20 protein-coding genes and 1 pseudogene are annotated in these 18570 nt (G+C 67.0%); 15 read left to right on the top strand and 6 right to left on the bottom strand.

What is annotated here, in order from left to right; all coding sequences use genetic code 11:
- The first annotated feature begins 15 nt into the window (after nucleotides 1–15).
- Nucleotides 16–897, top strand: a complete 882-nt coding sequence (gene phnE / locus ACSQ24_RS29310; protein ID WP_436098319.1) for a phosphonate ABC transporter, permease protein PhnE — start codon at nucleotides 16–18, stop codon at nucleotides 895–897.
- A complete protein-coding gene (phnE, locus tag ACSQ24_RS29305; protein ID WP_436098313.1) occupies nucleotides 894–1748 on the top strand; it encodes a phosphonate ABC transporter, permease protein PhnE in 855 nt (284 codons plus the stop codon). The genes phnE (ACSQ24_RS29310) and phnE (ACSQ24_RS29305) overlap by 4 nt, the downstream gene beginning before the upstream one ends.
- A 15-nt stretch (nucleotides 1749–1763) precedes the next feature.
- On the opposite strand, the gene ACSQ24_RS29300 is transcribed toward phnE (ACSQ24_RS29305), so the two are convergent.
- A complete protein-coding gene (locus ACSQ24_RS29300) occupies nucleotides 1764–2846 on the bottom strand; it encodes an alpha/beta fold hydrolase (RefSeq protein WP_436098312.1) in 1083 nt (360 codons plus the stop codon).
- A 148-nt stretch (nucleotides 2847–2994) separates the two neighbouring features.
- Complete coding sequence (gene phnF, locus ACSQ24_RS29295) at nucleotides 2995–3744, bottom strand: phosphonate metabolism transcriptional regulator PhnF (protein ID WP_436098311.1); 750 nt, start codon at nucleotides 3742–3744, stop codon at nucleotides 2995–2997.
- An 88-nt stretch (nucleotides 3745–3832) separates the two neighbouring features.
- On the opposite strand from phnF, the gene phnG reads away from it, so the two are divergent.
- The 9 genes and pseudogenes from phnG (at nucleotide 3833) to ACSQ24_RS29250 (ending at nucleotide 11258) form a co-directional block, all read left to right on the top strand.
- Nucleotides 3833–4273, top strand: a complete 441-nt coding sequence (gene phnG / locus ACSQ24_RS29290; protein ID WP_436098310.1) for a phosphonate C-P lyase system protein PhnG — start codon at nucleotides 3833–3835, stop codon at nucleotides 4271–4273.
- 2 nt (nucleotides 4274–4275) lie between these two features.
- On the top strand, nucleotides 4276–4878 hold the full coding sequence (gene phnH, locus ACSQ24_RS29285; protein ID WP_436098309.1) for a phosphonate C-P lyase system protein PhnH: 603 nt from the start codon (nucleotides 4276–4278) through the stop codon (nucleotides 4876–4878).
- Between the two features lie 22 nt (nucleotides 4879–4900).
- Nucleotides 4901–6166, top strand: a complete 1266-nt coding sequence (locus ACSQ24_RS29280) for a carbon-phosphorus lyase complex subunit PhnI (protein WP_436098308.1) — start codon at nucleotides 4901–4903, stop codon at nucleotides 6164–6166.
- Nucleotides 6163–7050 (top strand): annotated as a pseudogene (locus tag ACSQ24_RS29275) (alpha-D-ribose 1-methylphosphonate 5-phosphate C-P-lyase PhnJ); the annotation flags it as partial. The gene ACSQ24_RS29280 and the pseudogene ACSQ24_RS29275, both read left to right, overlap by 4 nt.
- 164 nt (nucleotides 7051–7214) lie before the next feature.
- Nucleotides 7215–8021 (top strand): phosphonate C-P lyase system protein PhnK, encoded by an 807-nt coding sequence (phnK, locus tag ACSQ24_RS29270; RefSeq protein WP_436098307.1) that lies wholly within the window; start codon nucleotides 7215–7217, stop codon nucleotides 8019–8021.
- 46 nt (nucleotides 8022–8067) lie between these two features.
- Nucleotides 8068–8766 carry a phosphonate C-P lyase system protein PhnL gene (phnL, locus tag ACSQ24_RS29265; protein WP_436098306.1) on the top strand — a complete coding sequence of 233 codons (699 nt, stop codon included), beginning with the start codon at nucleotides 8068–8070 and terminating at the stop codon, nucleotides 8764–8766.
- Nucleotides 8766–9905 (top strand): alpha-D-ribose 1-methylphosphonate 5-triphosphate diphosphatase, encoded by a 1140-nt coding sequence (locus ACSQ24_RS29260; RefSeq protein WP_436098305.1) that lies wholly within the window; start codon nucleotides 8766–8768, stop codon nucleotides 9903–9905. The genes phnL and ACSQ24_RS29260 overlap by 1 nt, the downstream gene beginning before the upstream one ends.
- A gap of 7 nt (nucleotides 9906–9912) precedes the next feature.
- The gene (locus ACSQ24_RS29255; RefSeq protein WP_436098304.1) at nucleotides 9913–10614 is read left to right on the top strand and encodes a DUF1045 domain-containing protein; all 702 of its coding nucleotides are present in this window, start codon (nucleotides 9913–9915) and stop codon (nucleotides 10612–10614) included.
- Nucleotides 10615–10637: 23 nt separating this feature from the next.
- Nucleotides 10638–11258, top strand: a complete 621-nt coding sequence (locus ACSQ24_RS29250; RefSeq protein ID WP_436098303.1) for a chloramphenicol acetyltransferase — start codon at nucleotides 10638–10640, stop codon at nucleotides 11256–11258.
- Nucleotides 11259–11318: 60 nt separating this feature from the next.
- Here ACSQ24_RS29250 and ppa read toward each other — a convergent pair whose 3' ends face one another.
- Nucleotides 11319–11858, bottom strand: coding sequence for an inorganic diphosphatase (gene ppa / locus ACSQ24_RS29245; protein WP_436098302.1), 540 nt, complete (start codon nucleotides 11856–11858; stop codon nucleotides 11319–11321).
- 146 nt (nucleotides 11859–12004) lie between these two features.
- Between ppa and ACSQ24_RS29240 the strand changes: the two genes are divergently transcribed.
- A complete protein-coding gene (locus tag ACSQ24_RS29240) occupies nucleotides 12005–12727 on the top strand; it encodes a fused DSP-PTPase phosphatase/NAD kinase-like protein (protein ID WP_436098301.1) in 723 nt (240 codons plus the stop codon).
- A gap of 3 nt (nucleotides 12728–12730) precedes the next feature.
- Here ACSQ24_RS29240 and ACSQ24_RS29235 read toward each other — a convergent pair whose 3' ends face one another.
- From ACSQ24_RS29235 to ACSQ24_RS29225, 3 genes are all read right to left on the bottom strand, one after another.
- The gene (locus tag ACSQ24_RS29235; RefSeq protein WP_436098300.1) at nucleotides 12731–14179 is read right to left on the bottom strand and encodes a hypothetical protein; all 1449 of its coding nucleotides are present in this window, start codon (nucleotides 14177–14179) and stop codon (nucleotides 12731–12733) included.
- A gap of 241 nt (nucleotides 14180–14420) precedes the next feature.
- Nucleotides 14421–14951: a heme utilization cystosolic carrier protein HutX gene (gene hutX, locus ACSQ24_RS29230; protein WP_436098299.1), complete on the bottom strand. Its 531-nt coding sequence runs from the start codon at nucleotides 14949–14951 to the stop codon at nucleotides 14421–14423.
- 12 nt (nucleotides 14952–14963) lie between these two features.
- Nucleotides 14964–15311: an antibiotic biosynthesis monooxygenase family protein gene (locus tag ACSQ24_RS29225; RefSeq protein WP_436098318.1), complete on the bottom strand. Its 348-nt coding sequence runs from the start codon at nucleotides 15309–15311 to the stop codon at nucleotides 14964–14966.
- A gap of 208 nt (nucleotides 15312–15519) precedes the next feature.
- On the opposite strand from ACSQ24_RS29225, the gene ACSQ24_RS29220 reads away from it, so the two are divergent.
- The 3 genes from ACSQ24_RS29220 to ACSQ24_RS29210 all read left to right on the top strand — a co-directional run bounded on the left by ACSQ24_RS29220 (nucleotide 15520) and on the right by ACSQ24_RS29210 (nucleotide 18461).
- Nucleotides 15520–16497, top strand: a complete 978-nt coding sequence (locus tag ACSQ24_RS29220; RefSeq protein WP_436098298.1) for a heme/hemin ABC transporter substrate-binding protein — start codon at nucleotides 15520–15522, stop codon at nucleotides 16495–16497.
- Nucleotides 16498–16616: 119 nt separating this feature from the next.
- Nucleotides 16617–17609: a FecCD family ABC transporter permease gene (locus ACSQ24_RS29215; protein ID WP_436098317.1), complete on the top strand. Its 993-nt coding sequence runs from the start codon at nucleotides 16617–16619 to the stop codon at nucleotides 17607–17609.
- 3 nt (nucleotides 17610–17612) lie between these two features.
- Nucleotides 17613–18461: a heme ABC transporter ATP-binding protein gene (locus tag ACSQ24_RS29210; protein ID WP_436098297.1), complete on the top strand. Its 849-nt coding sequence runs from the start codon at nucleotides 17613–17615 to the stop codon at nucleotides 18459–18461.
- The last annotated feature ends 109 nt before the right edge of the window (nucleotides 18462–18570 follow it).

The following is an 18570-nucleotide window of genomic DNA, read 5'->3' as shown; positions in this document are numbered from 1 at the left end:
CCAGGGCATAATCCCATGACACTCGCGATCGACCGCAACGATCCCGCCATCGCCGCCCATGCCGATCTCTATCGGCGCGAAATGGCGGCGAAGCGGCTGCAGACCTTGCTCGGAGCGGCGATCTTTGTCGCCTGCGTCCTGCTCGCCAGCATCGGTGCCGAGGTCGACTTCGCGAAATTCGCCGCCAACGCCTGGCGCTTCCCGAAATACATCCTCGAGACCATGCCGACGCTGCGCCTGGCGACGCTCGGCGCCGATCTCAAGGAATGGTACTGGGGCCTCAATGGCTGGCTGAAGCTGCTCTGGCAGACCCTGCTGATCGCCTATACCGGCACCATTCTCGGCGCCGTCGGCGGCTTCCTGCTCTGCTTCGCCGCCGCCAGTAATCTCGGCCGTTCGGCCGGGTTGCGCTGGGCGACGCGCCGCTTCCTCGAATTCTGCCGCACCGTCCCCGAGATCGTCTTCGCACTGATTTTCGTCATCGCCTTCGGCCTCGGCCCGCTGCCCGGCGTGCTCGCCATCGCCATCCACACCATGGGTGCGATGGGCAAGCTCTTCTCGGAAGTCGTCGAGAACATCGACATGAAACCGGTCGACGGCCTGACCGCCACCGGCGCCGGCTGGTGGCAGACCATCCGCTTCGCGGTGGTGCCGCAGGTGCTGTCGAATTTCGCCAGCTACGCGCTGCTGCGCTTCGAGATCAATGTCCGCGGCGCCTCGATCATGGGCTTCGTCGGCGCCGGCGGCATCGGCCAGGATTTGATCGAGGCGATCCGCAAATTCTACTTCACCGATGTCAGCGCCATCCTGCTGCTGATCATCATCACGGTCATGCTGATCGACTACGGAACCGAGCGCCTGCGCCACGCGCTGCTTAGCCTGGAGCACGGCAAATGACGCTCGCCCTCTCCGCTGCCGATCGCGCCGCACTGATCGCCCGCCACAAGACCGCCATCGACGGCTCGCTGAAGACGAAGCTGATCACGATCGCCATCGTCGGCGGTCTCGTCGGGCTCTTCCTCTACGGGCTGACGACGCTCGAGACTTCGCTCTGGAAGATCATCGCCGGCTTCTCCAATCTCGGCACCTTCGTCGCGCTGATGCTACCGCCCGATCCCGGCTCGTTCGCCCGCGCCATCATCTTCGTCAAGGCGCTGTTCGAGACCATTGCCATCGCCTTCCTCGGCACGATCCTGGCGGCGATCCTCGCCTTTCCGCTCGGTTTCCTCGCCGCCAAGAACGTCGTCGCCAACAACCTCATACATTTTCTCGCGCGCCGCTCGCTCGATACGGTGCGCGGCGTCGATGCGCTGATCTGGGCTTTGATCTGGGTCAATGTCGTCGGCCTGGGTCCTTTCGCCGGCATGCTGGCGATCATGACCCATAATCTCGGCGAACTGGGCAAGCTCTTTTCCGAAGCGATCGAAGCCATCGACCGCAAGCCCGTCGAGGGCGTCGCCTCGGTCGGCGGCGGCAAGCTCCACGAGATCCGCTTCGGCCTGATCCCGCAGGTTCTGCCGGTGATCGCCAGCCAGGTGCTCTACTACATCGAGTCGAACACCCGCTCCTCGACCATCATCGGCATCGTCGGCGCCGGCGGCATTGGCCTCTATCTCGCCGAGACCATCCGCACGCTCGAATGGCAGCAGGTCTCGTTCCTGATCCTGCTGGTTCTGGCGGCAGTGACCGCGATCGACTTCCTCTCGAACAGACTGCGCTTCGCCATCATCGGCAAGCGGGCGGTGTGAAGGCAGGCCACCGGATCAGTTCTGGCCGGGAGCGCGCTTCGGCACGGTTGCGAGCCAGGCCGCGAGATCCTTCGCCCAGAACTTCGCCATGCCGGTGGTGCCGTGGCCGCGCGTCTCGGCGCTTGCCGGAATCAGCAGCAGCTTGGCGCCTGGCAGTCGCTTGAGCTCACTCTCCATGATGCCGGTCTCGGGCGGGTTGCGCTCGTCATCTGCCGAGTTGATCGCCAGCAGCGGCGCCCTGATCGCCTCGAGTTTCGGCGAGACGTTGTAGTCGCGCGAGGAATCCCACTGGTAGAGGAAGTCGTTGGCGTCGGCGCTGAACGCCGCCTTGAGCCGGTCGTCGAGCAGCTTGTCGGCCGCCTCGCGGGTCGGAGCCAGCTTCTGATAGGCGAGCGTACCGCCGCTGGTGGCGATGCCGAAGAAGACGTTGGCGACCCGGAAGCCCTGCGGTTGCGCGCTGTAGTCGCCGCCCTTCCATTCCGGATCGTTGCGCACGGCATCGATGATCATCCGCCGCATCATCCAGTTGCGGCTCGACATCTCGGTCGGCTGGGAGGCCATCGGCGCAAGCGCGTCCATGAAGTCGGGATACTTCACGCCCCACATCCAGCTGTGCATGCCGCCCATCGAATTGCCGAGCACGAGGCGGACATGGCGGACGCCGAGGCCCTCATTCACCAGCCGATACTGCGCCTCGACCATGTCGTCGTAATTGTAGCGCGGGAACTTCGCCCGCAGCCCGTCGGATGGCTTCGAGGACGAGCCGGCGCCGATCGCATCGGGCAAGATGATGAAATACTTCGCCGCGTCGAGCGGTTGCCCGGCCCCGAAGAGCTCGCCGGCGAAGGCGGGCGTCAGCATGCTCGCGGCAGAACCCGCCGTGCCGTGCAGGATCACCACCGGCTCGCCGGACGGCTCACCCACCGTCGCATAGCCGAGCTTGAGCTCCGGCAGGGTCTCTCCGGTACTGAAGCGGAAATCCTTGACGGTGAAGGTACCGCGCTTTGGCGCCGGATACTCCGCCGCCTGTGCCAGCCAGGACAGGCAGCAAGAGACGGCAACCACTGCCGCGCGCAGCGGCGAGCTTGCGATGATCATGGCGTTTCCTCGTCCCGGCCCGGCGCAATCGTGATGTTGCGCCCGTCGGCTTCGGCAAAGGATTGCGCCTTCCCCGATGCGAGGCAAGGCGCAGGCCGAGTCCGGCAATCACAAAGAAGCGGGTTTGGCGAGGAAGAGCCTGCCGCGCCTAGTCTCCGAAGGGCTCGACCACCATCTCCATCCGCTCGCCGGCGAAGACGCTGTTGACGATGTGGATCGGCGTCAGGTCCGGTAGCGCATCGATCGCCAGCGAGACCATCACCGCAGTTCCCGGCTCGATCTGCAGCAATGCGGCCTCGCGTTCGCTCGCCAGCCGCGCCGTGAGCCGCGTCGAGAGACGCACATAGTCCTCGATGCCATAAGCCTTGAACGCCGCCGTCATCGAAGCGCCGGCTGCACGGAACGCCGTGTCGAAACCCGGAAACCTGGCGACCGAGAGCCAATGGACGCCCGTGCCGATCGGCGTGCCGTCGGCGCGGCTCAGGCCCTCGACCTGCCATAATGCCGCGCCCGCCTTGAGGCCGAGCGTCTCGCAGGCCTCGGCCTCCCCCGCGATCTGCGCCGTCGACAGCGTCTCGCTTGATCCAATAATGCCGAGCTTGCCAAAATTGCTGCGCATGCTGACCCGGCGGCCGAGCCGGTATGGAAAGCGCGGCGCCGTCACCTGCGTGCCGCGCCCGCGCGATACCGTCACCAGCCCGCGCTCGGCCAGATGCCGGAAGGCTTGGCGCACCGTGTGCCGGTGCACGCCGTAGCGCTCGGCCAGCGCGACCGAGGCTGGCAGCGTGTCGCCGGGCTCGTACTCGCCCTGCTCGATCGAGGCCGCGAGCGCGTCGGCGATCCGCCGCCATGCCGTGCCGCCATCGCTGCCCTGATTGTCCGGCATGCCTGACGTCATCAAAATTTCATCCAAAATGTATAGACCTTTTCGAGTGACGGACTTATCATAGTCTAGACATTGGCGCTTGGCGAGAGGCCGACACGGTATGACGGAAATCGCGACACGCCAGCATTGGATGGCCGTCCTCGCACGCGCCACACAAGGCGAGGTCGATGCGTTGCTGCAGCAGGCGGGACCGTTGCCGGCGCATGAGGTGCTGAAGGCCCCCGAAACCGGGACCGTGATGGTCGAGGGCCGCGCCGGTGGTGCCGGCCGCCGCTTCAATCTCGGCGAAGCCACGGTGACACGCTGCGTCGTCCGCCTCGAAAGCGGCGCCATGGGCTTCTCCTACGCACTTGGTCGTGATGGCCGCAAGGCGCGGCTCGCGGCGATCACCGACGCACTCCTGCAAGGCGAGGCCGAGGCCGGCCCGTTGCAGCGCGGTGTCTTTGCTCTGACGCAGAAGCAACAGGCCGCCCGCGAGCTCGCCTCGCGTAAGGCGGCGGCGACCAAGGTCGACTTCTTCACCCTGGTCAGGGGAGCGTGACGATGCAGGACGGCAACCAGATCCATGCCGGCTTCTCTGACCCGGTTTTCCAGTCGCAAGGCGCATTCCGCGCCTTGCTGGCGGCGCTCTCGGAGCCTGGCCTGGCTCGCGATCTCGGTGAGGCGATCGAGGCACCGGTCGGGCTCGAGCCGGCGACGGCGGTCGCATTGCTGACACTCGCCGACTACGAGACGCCGATCTGGCTGCCGGTTGCCCTGCGCGATGGCCCGGCCGGCGCCTGGCTGCGCTTCCATTGCGCGGCCGCCCTGGTCGAGGATCCCTCTCGTGCCGCCTTCGCTGTGATCGATGGCGCCGCGGCCGAACCACTGCTGTCCGCCTTCAACGCCGGCGACGACCAGTTCCCCGACCGCTCGACCACGGTGCTCGTCCAGTGCGCCGGACTCGACGGCGGTGAGGCGATCACGCTCGAGGGTCCCGGCATCGCCGGACGCCGGACGATCGCTCCTGCCGGGTTGCGCCCCGGTTTCTGGGACGAGGTCGAAGGCAACGCCACGCTCTACCCGCTCGGCGTCGACCTGCTGCTGGTCCATGGCACCCAGGCGCTCGGCCTGCCGCGCTCGACTCAAATCGTGGAGACCCGCTGATGCCCCGCCGGGAGCTTTACTAATGTATGTCGCGGTCAAGGGCGGCGAAGCCGCCATCCTCGCTACCCATGGTCTCGTCGCCGAGGCAAGGCGCGGCGATGAGAGCGTGCCGGAGCTCGCCGTTGCGCAGATCCGCGAGCAGATGGGCCTCGCCTGCGCCCGTGTGATGAACGAGGGCTCGCTCTACGACCCCGATCTCGCGGCGCTGGCGCTGAAGCAGGCCCAGGGCGACGCGATCGAAGCCGCCTTCCTGATGCGGGCCTATCGCACGACGCTGCCGCGCTTCGGTTCCTCCGAGCCGCTCGACACGGCCAAGATGGCGATCCGCCGCCGCGTCTCGGCGACCTATAAGGACCTGCCCGGCGGCCAGGTGCTCGGCCCGACCTATGACTACACCCACCGGCTCTTCGATTTTTCGTTGATGGAAGCGGGCGGACAGTCGGAGGCACCGCGCCTAACCCCTCCCCCTCGTGGGGAGGGGCAGGGGTGGGGGGCGAACGACCGGGTGAGCGCAGCTGAAGCGACCACCGCCGCCTCGTCCATGCACCTCTCACCAAGCGGCACGCCCCCCACCCCCAACCCCTCCCCACAAGGGGGAGGGGAGGCGCGAGCCCCGCTCGACGCCTTCATGCCGCGCGTGCCCGATATCCTCGGCGCCGAGGGCCTGATGGAAGAGGAGGCGCCTCCCGAAGGCGATCCGCGACCCTTCGATCTGACCCGCGAGCCCGTCAGCTTCCCGGCCGAGCGCGATGTCCGCCTGCAGGCGATGGCGCGCGGCGACGAGGGCTTCATGCTCGGCCTCGGCTATTCCGTTCAGCGCGGCTTCGGCAACAGCCACCCCTTCGTCGGCGAGGTCCGCGTCGGCGAGGTCGCGGTCGAGTTCGTGCCGGAGGAGCTCGGCTTCGCCGTCGATCTCGGCGACGTCACCCTGACCGAATGCCAGATGGTCAACCAGTTCGCCGGCTCCAAGGACGTGCCGCCGCAATTCACCCGCGGCTATGGGCTCTCCTTCGGCCATAGCGAGCGCAAAGCGATGTCGATGTCGCTGGTCGACCGGGCGCTGAGGGCGCGGGAGTTCGGCGAGGCGGCGACCTATCCGGCGCAGCAGGACGAATTCGTCCTCTACCACTCCGACAATGTCGAGGCCGCCGGCTTCGTCGAGCATCTCAAGCTGCCGCACTATGTCGATTTCCAGGGCGAGCTCGAGCTGATCCGCCGCATTCGCCGCGAGCGCGAGCAACGCCTCGCCGATCAACACGATAAAGCCCTGCCGGAGGCCGCGGAATGACCGTGCACCAGAGCATCAGCGACGAGACAAAGCCGGCTTACAACTATGCCTATCTCGACGAGCAGACCAAGCGGATGATCCGCCGCGCTCTGCTCAAGGCCGTCGCAGTGCCGGGCTACCAGGTTCCGTTCGGCTCGCGCGAAATGCCGCTCGCCCGCGGCTGGGGCACCGGCGGCATCCAGGTGACCGCCGCGATCATCGGTCCGGACGACACGCTCAAAGTCATCGACCAGGGCGCCGACGACACCACCAACGCCGTCTCGATCCGCCGCTTCTTCGAGCGCACCGCCGATGCCAGGACGACCGAGGCGACCGACGAGGCGACGATCATCCAGACCCGCCACCGCATTCCGGAGGCGCCGCTGAAGAGCGGCCAGATCATGGTCTACCAGGTGCCGCAGCCCGAGCCGCTGCGGAAGCTCGAGCCGCACGAGGCCGAGACGCGCAAGATGCACGCCTGGGCCGAATACGGACTGATGCAGGTCAAGCTCTACGAGAACATCGCCCGCTTCGGCGAGGTGACGACGACCTATGACTACCCGGTCATGGTCAATGGCCGTTATGTGATGGCGCCCTCGCCGATCCCGAAATTCGACAATCCGAAGATGCAGATGTCGCCGGCGCTCCAGCTCTTCGGCGCCGGCCGCGAGAAGCGCATCTATGCTGTGCCGCCGCATACCAGCGTGCGCAGCCTCGATTTCGAGGACCACCCCTTCCGCGTCCAGAGCTGGGAACAACCCTGCGCGCTCTGCGGCGCGGCCGATTCCTATCTCGACGAGGTCGTGATCGACGACCAGGGCGGGCGCATGTTCGTCTGCTCCGACAGCCATCATTGCGAGACGCGACGCGCAGAGGGCCATCGCGGCGCCATGCTCGCCGATGCGACAGCGAGCGGGCTCGTTTCAAACTCCGAGGTCGTCCCGGGCGACCGAAGGGAGGCCCGGGACCCATTCCGGAACCTTCCCGATGAGCACTCCGAAATGGATCCCGAGTCTGCGCTTCGCTCCGCCCGGGATGACGGCGCGAATGATGAAGCGGGAGCAAAGTCATGACCCTTCACGTCGCCCCGCCCACCGCCGCCCTCGATCTCGATCCCCTACTCTCGGTCGCCGGCGTCTCCCGCTTCTATGGCGAGCGCATCGGCTGCGCCGATGTCTCCTTCGACCTCTGGCCGGGCGAGGTGCTGGGGATCGTCGGCGAATCCGGCTCGGGCAAGTCGACCTTGCTGCGCTGCCTCGCCGGCATCGACAAGCCCGACGAAGGCGAGGTCCTGTTCCGCGGCGGGGCCGAACCGCTCGACATCTATTCGGTGGCCGAGCAGGAGCGACGCCGGCTGATGCGCACCGCCTGGGGTATCGTCCATCAGAACCCACGCGACGGGCTGCGCATGGACGTCTCGGCCGGCGGCAATGTCGGCGAGCGCCTGATGGACAATGGCGCCCGCCATTACGGCAAAATCCGCGAGACTGCGCTCGACTGGCTGCAGCGCGTCGAGATCGCCGGAAACCGCATCGACGACCGGCCGCGCCAGTTCTCCGGCGGCATGCAGCAGCGCCTGCAGATCGCCCGCGTGCTGGTCTCCGAGCCGAAGCTGGTCTTCATGGACGAGCCGACCGGCGGCCTCGACGTCTCCGTCCAGGCACGCCTGCTCGACCTCCTGCGTGTGCTGGTGCGCGATCTCGGCCTCGCCGCGATCATCGTCACGCATGATCTTGCCGTCGCCCGCCTGCTCACCGATCGGTTGATGGTGATGAAGGATGGCCGCGTCGTCGAGCAGGGCCTGACCGACCAGGTCCTCGACGATCCCCACCACGCCTACACGCAATTGCTGACTTCGGCGGTGCTCACCGTATGAGCGCCGTCACATTCGCGTCACCCCCAGCCCGCAAGGCATTGCGATCATGACCACGATGATTCTCGTCGAAAACGTCGCTAAGACCTTCACCCTGCACAACCAGGGCGGCGTGCGCCTGTCGGTGTTCGACAATGTCAACTTCTCGGTCGCCGCCGGCGAGGCTCTGGTGCTGGCGGGCGCCTCGGGCGCCGGCAAATCGAGCCTGCTGCGCATCCTCTACGGCAATTACCGGCCAACCTCCGGCACCATCGCCATCACCCATGCCGGTCGTCCCATCGACATCGTCTCGGCGGTGCCGCGCACCGTGCTCGACATCCGCCGCCGCACGCTCGGCTTCGTCTCGCAGTTCCTGCGGGTCATCCCGCGCGTCACGGCGCTCGACATCGTTCGCGATCCGCTGCTCGCCCGCGGCGCTTCCCCTGAGGAGGCGAGCGAGCGCGCGAAAGCCATGCTCGCCCGTCTCAACTTGCCGCAGCGCCTCTGGGATCTCGCCCCGGCGACCTTCTCCGGCGGCGAGCAGCAGCGGGTCAACATCGCCCGCTCCTTCGTCGATCCCTCGCCGATCATGCTGATCGACGAGCCGACCGCCTCGCTCGACGCGAACAACCGCAATGTCGTGGTCAAGCTGATCGCCGAGGCGCGCGAACGGGGCTCCGCCATCGTCGGTATCTTCCATGACGAGGCCGTGCGAGAGGCAGTCGCGACCCGCTATCTCGACATCACCGATTTCCGGAAGGCCGCCTGATGTCCACCATCCTGACCAATGCCCGCCTGATCCTCGAGGACGAGGTCGTCACCGGGACCATCGCCTTCGACGAGAGCGGCATCCGCTCGGTCGACCAGGGTCTCTCCTCCCTGCCGGAAGCGATTGACGTCCAGGGCGACTATGTCGCGCCTGGCCTCGTCGAGATGCACACCGACAACATGGAAAAGCATTTCATGCCCCGCCCCAAGGTCTTCTGGCCGAACGGGCTCGCGGCGGCTTTGGTCCATGACGCCCAGATGGCGGCCGCCGGCGTCACCACCGTCTATGACGCGATCTGCGCCGGCACGCCCTTCTCGGCCAAGGATTACCGCAAGGACATCTTCGCCGATGTGATGGATGCGCTCCGGCTCGGCACCGCCGAGAACGTCTTCCGCATCGACCACCGCATCCATATGCGCTGCGAACTGACCAGCCCGGATCTGCTCAAGGACATCGAGCCCTATCAGGATGATAGCCTTGTCCAGCTGGTCTCGCTGATGGACCACACCCCCGGCCAGCGGCAATGGCGCGACATCGCGCATCTGCGCACCTACGCGCTCGGCAGCGGCAAGACGCAGGCCGAGTTCGAGGAGGACGTCACCGTCCGCCAGCGCGAGGGCCAGGCCAATGTCGGCCGCAACTGGAGCGCCGTGGTCGAGATGTTCCAGGCGCGCGGCATCCCGATCGCGACCCATGACGACACCACCATCGAGCATGTCGAGGCCGGCATCGCCTCGGGCGCGGTGATCTCGGAATTCCCGACCACGGTCGAGGCGGCCGAGGCCGCCAAGCAGCGCGGCCTCGCCACCATCGCCGGCGCGCCGAACGTGGTCCGCGGCGGCTCGCATTCCGGCGGCGTCTCGGTGGCGGAGCTGGCCGAAAAGGACCTGCTCGACGGGCTTTCCTCCGACTATGTCCCGGCAAGCCTGCTGCAGGCCGTGCTCAAGCTCAACGCCAAGCACGGCATCGCCCTGCCCGCGGCGATGGCCAAGGTTACCTGGAAGGTCGCCGACATCCTCGGCCTCAGGGATCGCGGCCATCTGAAGCCCGGCCTGCGCGCCGATCTCGTGCGCTTCCGGGCACTTGGCCCGACGCCAGTGATCACGACCGTCTGGTCGCAAGGACGCCGGGCCTTCTGAGCGCTGCATGACCCAACCTGCGCCGCGCTACGCGCTCTATTACACCCCCGCCGCCGACAGCGCCCTCTGGCGCTTCGGCAGCGCGACGCTGGGCTATGACGCTATTACCGGGCGGGACATCGCCTTCGCTGTCCCGCCGGGCTGCGAGGCGCTCGATTGGCAAGAGCTGATCGCCGAGCCGCGCCGCTACGGCTTCCACGCCACGCTGAAGGCGCCGTTCGAGCTCGCCAATGGCCGCAATGAGGGGGCGCTGCGCGCCTTCGCCCGCAATTATGCCGCCGGGCGTCCGCCGGTCCGGCTTGCCGGGCTCTCCGTCAACGCGCTCGGCCGCTTCATTGCCCTGACCCCATCCGAGCCGAGCGATGAGCTGCAGCGCTTCGCCTTCGACATCGTCCAGGCCTTCGAGCCGTTCCGGGCGCCTCTCTCGCCGGCAGACCTGGAGCGGCGGCTGCAGAGCCCGCTGACGCCGGCACACAGGGCCTATCTCGAAGCTTACGGCTATCCTTATGTCGGCGACGCCTTTCGCTTCCATATGACGCTGACCGGCTCCTTGCCGGACGGTGAGGTCGCGCCGATCAAGGCGGCACTGACGCAGGCCCATGCGCAGGCGGTGCCGGCCGGCCCGGTCCTGATCGACCAAGTCGCCATCTTCAAGCAGGAGAGCCGCACCAGCCGTTTCGTCCTGCTCGACAGCATCCCGCTCGGTTAACGCATCTTCCAGGGAAGCCCGTCATGGCAGGCAAGAAGCTCGGGCTCGAGCCCGTGATCGACCCGACCGCGAAAGTCCGCGACGCCGTGCTCGGCCGCTATACCGAGATTGGTGCCCGCACCTCCTTCGCGGAATCGACGCTCGGCGACTACTCCTATGTTGTGAACGATTCCGACGTCATCTACACGACGATCGGCAAGTTCTGCTCGATCGCGGCCCATGCCCGCATCAACCCGGGCAACCATCCGATGCAGCGGGCGACCCAATCGCATTTCACCTATCGCGCCAGCGCCTATTTCGAGGATGCTGAGGACGACGCCTCCTTCTTCGACTGGCGGCGCTCGACGCCGGTGACGATCGGCCATGATGTCTGGATCGGCCATGGCGCGATCATCCTGGCCGGCCGCAGCATCGGCACCGGCGCGGTCGTCGCCGGTGGCGCGGTGGTGACCAAGGACGTGCCGGACTACACCATCGTCGCCGGCAATCCGGCCCGGATCATCCGCCGGCGCTTCCCGGAGGCGATCGCCGAGCGGCTGAAGGCGCTCGGCTGGTGGGATTGGGAGCACGCCGCCCTACGCGCCGCGCTGGCGGATTTCCAGGCGCTGCCGGTCGAGGCTTTCCTGGAGAAATACGAGGGCTGAGATCGGGCGCGCGTCATGCTCGGGTCTGCGCTTTGCTCCGCCCGAGAATGACGCAAAGTCTCAGCCCTTCTTGGCTGCCTTCGCCCGCTCGATCGCCTCGACGATCAGCTGCTTGGCCTTGGCGGCATCGCCCCAGCCGGTGAGTTTCACCCATTTGCCGGGCTCGAGATCCTTGTAGTGCTCGAAGAAATGCTGGATCTGGTCGAGCGTGATCTGCGGCAGATCGGTGTAGTTCGTCACGTTCTCGTAGCGCTTGGTCAGCTTGGGCACCGGCACGGCGATGATCTTCTCGTCGCCACCACCTTCGTCCTCCATCATCATCACGCCGATCGGCCTGACCGCGATATAGGAGCCCGGCACCAATGGGCGCGTATTGGCGACCAGAACATCGCAAGGATCGCCATCCTCCGACAGCGTATGCGGGATGAAGCCGTAATTCCCGGGATAGCGCATCGGCGTATAGAGGAAGCGATCGACGAACAGCGTGCCCGCTTCCTTGTCCATCTCGTACTTGATCGGCTCGCCGCCGATGGCGACCTCGATCACGACGTTGACTTCATCCGGGGGATTCTTGCCGATGGCGATGGCGTCGAGCCGCATGTACCTGACCTGTCGATGACAAAACTTCGGGCGCCTTATGCGCGTTCCGACCGCAAAGGCCAAGCCCGAGCTTTAGTCGCAAGGGGTTACCGATTTGCGCAAGCCGGCGGGCGCTGCTATCGGGCCGGCATGACAGGTGCACTCCCATGCTGAACCGCTGGCGGCGGCCGGAAGACCGCTATGCCAGGCGCATGGCGCGGATCGCGCGCTGGGATCGCCCGTTGAGCAGCCGACTCGATCGCACCCGCGCCTGGGCCAACATGCTGCTGGCCGACCACGGCATCTTCCGGCTCGCCTATCTCAACGCCCATCGCGTCACGCCGCAGCTTTGGCGCGCCGCCCAGCCGGCGCCGACCGACATTGCCTGGTTCGCCCGCCAGGGCGTCAAGACCATCGTCAACCTGCGCGGCGGCCGCGAGCACGGTGCCTGGCCACTGCAGAAGGAAGCCTGCGAGCGTCACGGCATCGCGCTGGTCGAGTTCGTGCTGCGCTCGCGCGGTGCGCCCGACCGCGACACCATCCTCGCCGCGCCCGCCTTCTTCGCCGGGCTGAAGACGCCTGCGTTGGTGCACTGCAAATCCGGCGCAGATCGGGCCGGCTTCTTCGCCGCGCTCTATCTGCTCGTCCACGAGAAGCGGCCGCTCGCCGAGGCGATGGCCGAGCTCTCGTTGCGCTATGGCCATTTCCGCTTCGCCAAGACCGGCATCCTCGATGCCTTCTTCGAGACCTATGCCCGCGAAGGCGCCAGCAAGGGCACCCCGTTCCTCGACTGGGTCGCCAGGGACTACGATCCCGAGCGGCTCGAGCGCGAGTTCAAGCCGGGCTTCTTCTCATCCCTGCTTGCCGACCGGCTGATCCGGCGCGAATAGCGCTTAGGCTGCTGCGGTATCCGCCGGCTCGGCGCCGATCCCGATCCAGGTCAGGCGCAGATGCAGCAGCAGCCGCGCCAGCGAAACCAGCCCGATCGCAGCGAGCAGGGCAAGAGACAAGCTGCCGAACCCCCAGATCACGACCGCGACGACAGCCAGCGCCGCTGCATTGGCGACCATCTGGTTGTGCGGGCGCGAGGAGAAGGCTCCCATTTCCTGCAGTGGTCCGACCAGCGCGCCGCAACCATAGAACAGCGCCATGATCGCCATCACCTCGCCGAGGCCACCCCATTTGGTGCCGTCGAGGACGATCTCGTCCGCGACGAGCGCGACGAGCGCGATGGCGAGGAACAGTGCCGCCACGATGGCTGCCATCGCCAAAGTGAGCAGGCGCGCCCTCTTCTGACGATCATGGCCTTGATGCTTGCGCAAATCACTCATCACCAAGGGAATAGCCGCCGCGCCGAACATCTGCGCGGGCATGTCGAGCAGGCGCGTCGCCAGCGCCACATGCGCCGCCAGAACAGGATTGCTCGCCAGCGGCAATGCCAGCAGCGGCGCCGCCGAGAAGCCGAACGAAAGCAGCGCCGACGGCAACAGATAGGTCGGCGAACTCCGCCATTGCCGGCCGGAGGCGCGCAGTTCGGTGCGCGACCAGCGCGACGAATGCAACAGCGGCAACAGCGAATGGCGCCGGCGCCAGGCCACGTAGAGGGCAGCCACGGCGTGGCCGAAGGCGTCCGCGGCGAACAGCGCCAGGGCCGTCGGTCCGAGCGGCCAGATCAGCAGGATCATCATCCCAGGCTGGACCAACGCCTGGACGATGTTGCTGTTGCCGATCGTGGCGAAATCCCCCTCGGCGGCAGCCTCTCCCAGGATCAGCCGCATCGCCGCGCGGCTCGCCAGCGAGATCAGGAAGAGTGCGCCGAAGCCGCGCAGAACCCAGCCCTCCGATGCCGCGAACAGGATCACGATCGCCATCACACCGAGAAAGATCGCACCGGCAGCCAGTGCGAGTCGGAAGGCTCGGCCGAGATGCAAGCGCCCGCTGTTCTGGAAGAACACCGCCTCGAAGCGCAGCAGCGCGGCGATCGATACGAAATTAGCGAGTGCCGCGAAGATCGCGAAATCGGCGAAGACCTTGGGCGGGCAGAGCGCAGCCGCCAGCAACAGTCCCCAGACGGACAGAAAGCGCGCCTGCACGAAACGCAGCGCCAGCATCGCCCCGTCGCGAAAACCGGCGCGCTTGGTGAACGATGCGACCGCCGCCTTCGGCCCCATCGCCGACGGCGTCAGGCCGATCAGATCCTTGGCCAGGCTGACCTGTGCCAAGGCAAGCTGCGCCGCCATATCCGCGTCCTCCGCCGGGAGCTCGGGCAGGTCGTCCGCGCTTGCCGGCTGGCCATGGTGCTCGCCTGCCAGAGCCTGCGTGCGATCGATCGGATCGATCACGTCACATCGCTCCGCCGGCAGGAGGCTGCGCCTTTATGGTTAACGCTTGGTAAATGCTTTGACTTCCATGACATCGCCGGCCGGCCCCCGTATCGCACGTGGCTCGTGGCGGAAAAGAGGCGATTGACGTCATTTGTCGGTGATCGGGCTGCGACCCTTCGCACGCATCAAAGAAGAAGGCCTCCACCGGCAGACGGTGAAGGCCTTGCAGTGCGGTGACCCGGCCGGGAGCCGTATACGATCAGGTGAAGCTTCTCTGCAACGCCTCGAAGCGCTCGACCTGGTCCGTCAGCAATTCGCGGGCCTCGTCGCGGCGGACGAAGACCTTGAACATCGCCTCGCCGGCACCGTTGAAGAACTGCACCGAGCAGGAACGGCGGCCATGGAACTGGCGATCGACCAGGTAGATCGCCGTGCAGTTGCCGGCCTTGATGTGCCCGCCGATCGGGCTGTCGCCATGGATATTGTAGTAGCCATGGCCGAACGAGCCGACCGGCAGCGAGCCCTCGCATTCGAGCACGATGTCGGGGGTGTGCACGATGAACAGCACCGTGCCCCAGCTCGAAAGCTCCTGCCAAAGCGCCTCGAAGCGCTCGGCGGCGATGAAGCGTCGCTGCTCGTCCGGCGTTGCCTCGAGCACCGCGAGCGTCGAAACGCCGTGCTCGCGCGCAACGACCTCGATCACCCCATCCGGCTTGGCGGCAAGCGCGGCCCGAACCTTCTCCATCGCATCGGCGGAAGCCGCCGGCGCCAGCGTCTCGGTAAGCGACATGATCTCAGCCCCTTACTCGGCCGCCTGGCGCGGCAGATGCGGGTTGCGCTCGGTCAGGATCGTCTCGAAGCCCTCGAACTCGGGATGGCCGAGATAGAGCGGCGTCGGCCGAGGCTGGCCGGCATTGCGATGCGACTCCCGGAACTGCTCCGACTTCGTCCACGCGGTGAAGTCGTCCTTCGAGGCCCAGGTCGTGTGCGAGGAATAGAGGGTGTGATCCTCCTTCTCTGGGCCCTTGAGCAGATGGAAGGCGACGAAGCCCGGCATCTCGTCGAGGCGCGTCTTGCGCGAGGACCAGATCGTCTCGAAGGCTTCCTCCTCCCCCTTGACGACCTTGAAGCGGTTCATGGCGATGAACATCGGGAAATCCTCGGCGGTTCCGGAACAGGTGATCATGGCGGCCCGCGCCGCTCTTGACCCTCCTTAGTAAAGCCGAATATCACCGTCAACAACGGCTCGATAATCGCTGTTTTGAACGGTTATAAACTGAACCAATACTTTGGAATGACTGTAGAGTGGGAAGCTGCCGCTGCCAGGCCGCTTGCTGCGCTGCGGCGAGCCCCCCGAGATGCTCATGCACGACCTGTCACCCTCCGCACCAAACCCGCTCGCCGGCCTGAAGGCGAAACGCCTCGGCCGCGAGCTCGCCGCGGCGATCGGCCTCAGCGCACTGGCTGCTCTCGGCTTTGCGGGCGAGCTTCGTTCCGGCAGCTTCATCGCCACCGCTCAGGCCCAGACCGCTGAGCGCATCGTCGCAGCGGGCGGCATCGTCACCGAGGTGCTCTACGCGCTTGGGCTGCAGGACAAGATCGTCGGCGTCGACACCACCAGTCAGTGGCCGCCTGAAGCGCAGAAGGACAAGAAGAGCGTCGGCTATGTCCGAGCGCTCTCGGCCGAGGGCGTGCTTTCGCTGAAGCCTTCGCAGGTCATCGCGGTGGAAGGCGCCGGCCCGCCCGACGCGCTCGCTTTGCTCAAGGAATCCGGCACGCCGATCACGATGATCCCGGAGGCGCTGACGCCGGAGGCCGTCGTCACCAAGATCGCTGCGATCGGCAAGGCCGCCGGCGCCGCCGAGCGGGCACAGCAGCTCGCCGCATCCGTGAAGACCCGCTTCGATGAGCTCGACAGGCTGCGCACCGGCTTGCCGAAGCAGAAGCGCGTTCTGTTCGTGCTTTCCCTCCAGAACGGCCGCACCATGGTCGGTGGCCGCAACAGCACGGCCGATGCGATCATCGCGCTCGCCGGCGGCGTCAATGCCGCGAGCGCCGTCGAAGGCTTCAAGCCGATGACTGACGAGGCGATCATCACAGCAGCGCCTGACGTCGTGCTGATGATGCGCTTCAGCAGCGCCCATAACGCGACGCCCGAGGAGCTCTTCGCCATGCCGGCCTTCTCGCAGACGCCGGCGGCGAAGCAGAAGGCGTTGATCCGCATGGACGGGCTCTATCTGCTTGGCTTCGGCCCGCGCACGCCGAACGCGGCGCGTGACCTGATGGCCGAGCTCTATCCCGAGGCCAAGGTCGCCCAGCTCTCCGCCGCCAAATGACGCTCGCCATGAAGCAGACGCCGGTCGCGAGCGCCGCCGCGCTGGCTGTCCTCACCGCCGGCCATCGGCGCAAGAGCATCATCGCGGTCTCGGCGCTGGTTGGGTTCTGTCTGCTGCTGATGCTGCTCTCGCTCGGTGCCGGCGCCTTCGCGATCGCGCCCGGTCGCGTCGCCGACATCCTCTTCGCGAAGCTCGGCTTTGGACCCGCCGATCTGCTCGACAGCCGCGAGGCGCTGGTCGTGCTCAACATCCGCATGCCGCGCCTGCTCCTTGGTGCACTGGTCGGGGCGGCGCTCGCGATTTCGGGCGCGTTGATGCAGGGGCTGTTCCGCAATCCGCTTGCCGATCCCGGCCTCGTCGGTGTCTCGGCCGGCGCGGGCCTTGCCGCCGCCGCGACGATCGTGCTCGGCGACCGCTTCTTCCTCTCGGCCTTCGCGATGAAGCTGCCCTTCGCGGTGCTGCCTTTCGGCGCCTTCTTCGGCGGGCTGGTCTCGACGCTGGCGCTCTACCTGATCGCGACCCGCCAGGGTCGCACCTCGGTCGCGACCATGCTCCTCGCGGGCGTCGCCCTTGGCGCGCTCGCGGGCTCGCTCACCGGCCTGCTCGCCTTCATCTCCGACGACCGGCAATTGCGCGACCTGACCTTCTGGTCGCTCGGCAGTCTCGGCGGCGCGAGCTGGACCAAGCTCTCAGTGGTGGCGCCGATCGTGCTGCCGCTGCTGTTTGCCGTGCCCCTGCTGGCGCGCGGGCTCAACGCCCTGATGCTCGGCGAGGCCGAGGCCTATCATCTCGGCGTGCCCGTCCAGCGCATCAAGGCACTCGCGATCCTGCTGGTCGCGCTCGCGGTCGGTGCCAGCGTCGCCTCGGCCGGCGTGATCGGCTTCGTCGGCATCGTCGTGCCACATCTGATCCGGCTCTCGATCGGGCCCGATCACCGCCTGCTGCTGCCGCTTTCGGCGATCGGTGGCGCAGCGCTGCTGGTCGGTGCCGACATCGTCGCCCGTCTCGTCGTCGTGCCGGCCGAACTGCCGATCGGCATCGTCACCGCCTTCATCGGCGCGCCCTTCTTCCTCTGGCTGCTGCTGCGTCGCGGCCGGATCGCGGAGCTCTAGCTGATGGCTGCGATCCTCGAAGCGGATGACCTCAGCTTCTCTGTGCGGACCAGCACTCTGGTGCGCGGCGCTTCGCTTTCGCTCGAAGAAGGCACAACCACCATCGTCGTCGGCCCCAACGGCGCCGGCAAGTCGACCCTGCTCAAGCTGCTGACCGGCGAGCTCTCGCCATCGCACGGCGCGGTCCGTCTCGACGGCATGGCGCTGCCGCAGATTCCTGGCTGGGAGCTCGCCTGCCGCCGCGCCGTGATGGTGCAGAACCAGCGCCTCGCCTTCCCCTTCAGCGTCTACGAGGTCGCCCGGCTCGGCCTCGAAGGTGTCGGCCGGGCGCAATCGCGCGTCCGCAAGGAGCAGATCATCGCGCAGGCGCTCGAAACTGCCGGCGTCATCGGCCTCGCCGGGCGCCAGTACCAGACCCTCTCCGGCGGTGAGCAGCAGCGCGTGCAGTTCGCCCGCGCGCTCTGCCAGCTCGAGGCCGGGCGCAGCGTCGCGCAGCGCCAGATCCTGTTCCTGGACGAGCCGATCGCCAGCCTCGACCTTTGCCACCAGCTCTCCCTGCTCGATGCCGCCCGCACAATTGCGGCGCAAGGCGCAGCCGTGCTGGTGGTGCTGCACGATCTCAACCTCGCCGTGACCTATGCAGACCGGCTGGTGGTGATGCATGAGGGAGCGATCGTCGCCCAGGGCGAGCCGGCGACGATCCTCGACGACAACCTCCTGCGCGGCGTCTTCCGCGTCTCGCTGTCCTTCAGCCGGCTGCCGCCGGCCGGCCAGCCCTTCCTGCTGCCGCAGCAGCACCTGACATCGGTCCCGCCGGGAGGCGTCGTGCCGCTGCGCGCTGCGAGCGCATAGCACCAACCCGTCGCGGCAACTTTACGGTTGTGCGCTGCGATAACAGGTCTATAGCGGGCACTCCGTCGCCCGCCTGGCCCATGGTCGGCAGGCGCATCGCTGGACCACC

The sequence above is a fragment of the Allobosea sp. LjRoot237 genome, assembly GCF_964253285.1.
GTDB lineage: Bacteria > Pseudomonadota > Alphaproteobacteria > Rhizobiales > Beijerinckiaceae > Allobosea.
This window is presented reverse-complemented; position numbering and strand designations above follow the sequence as displayed.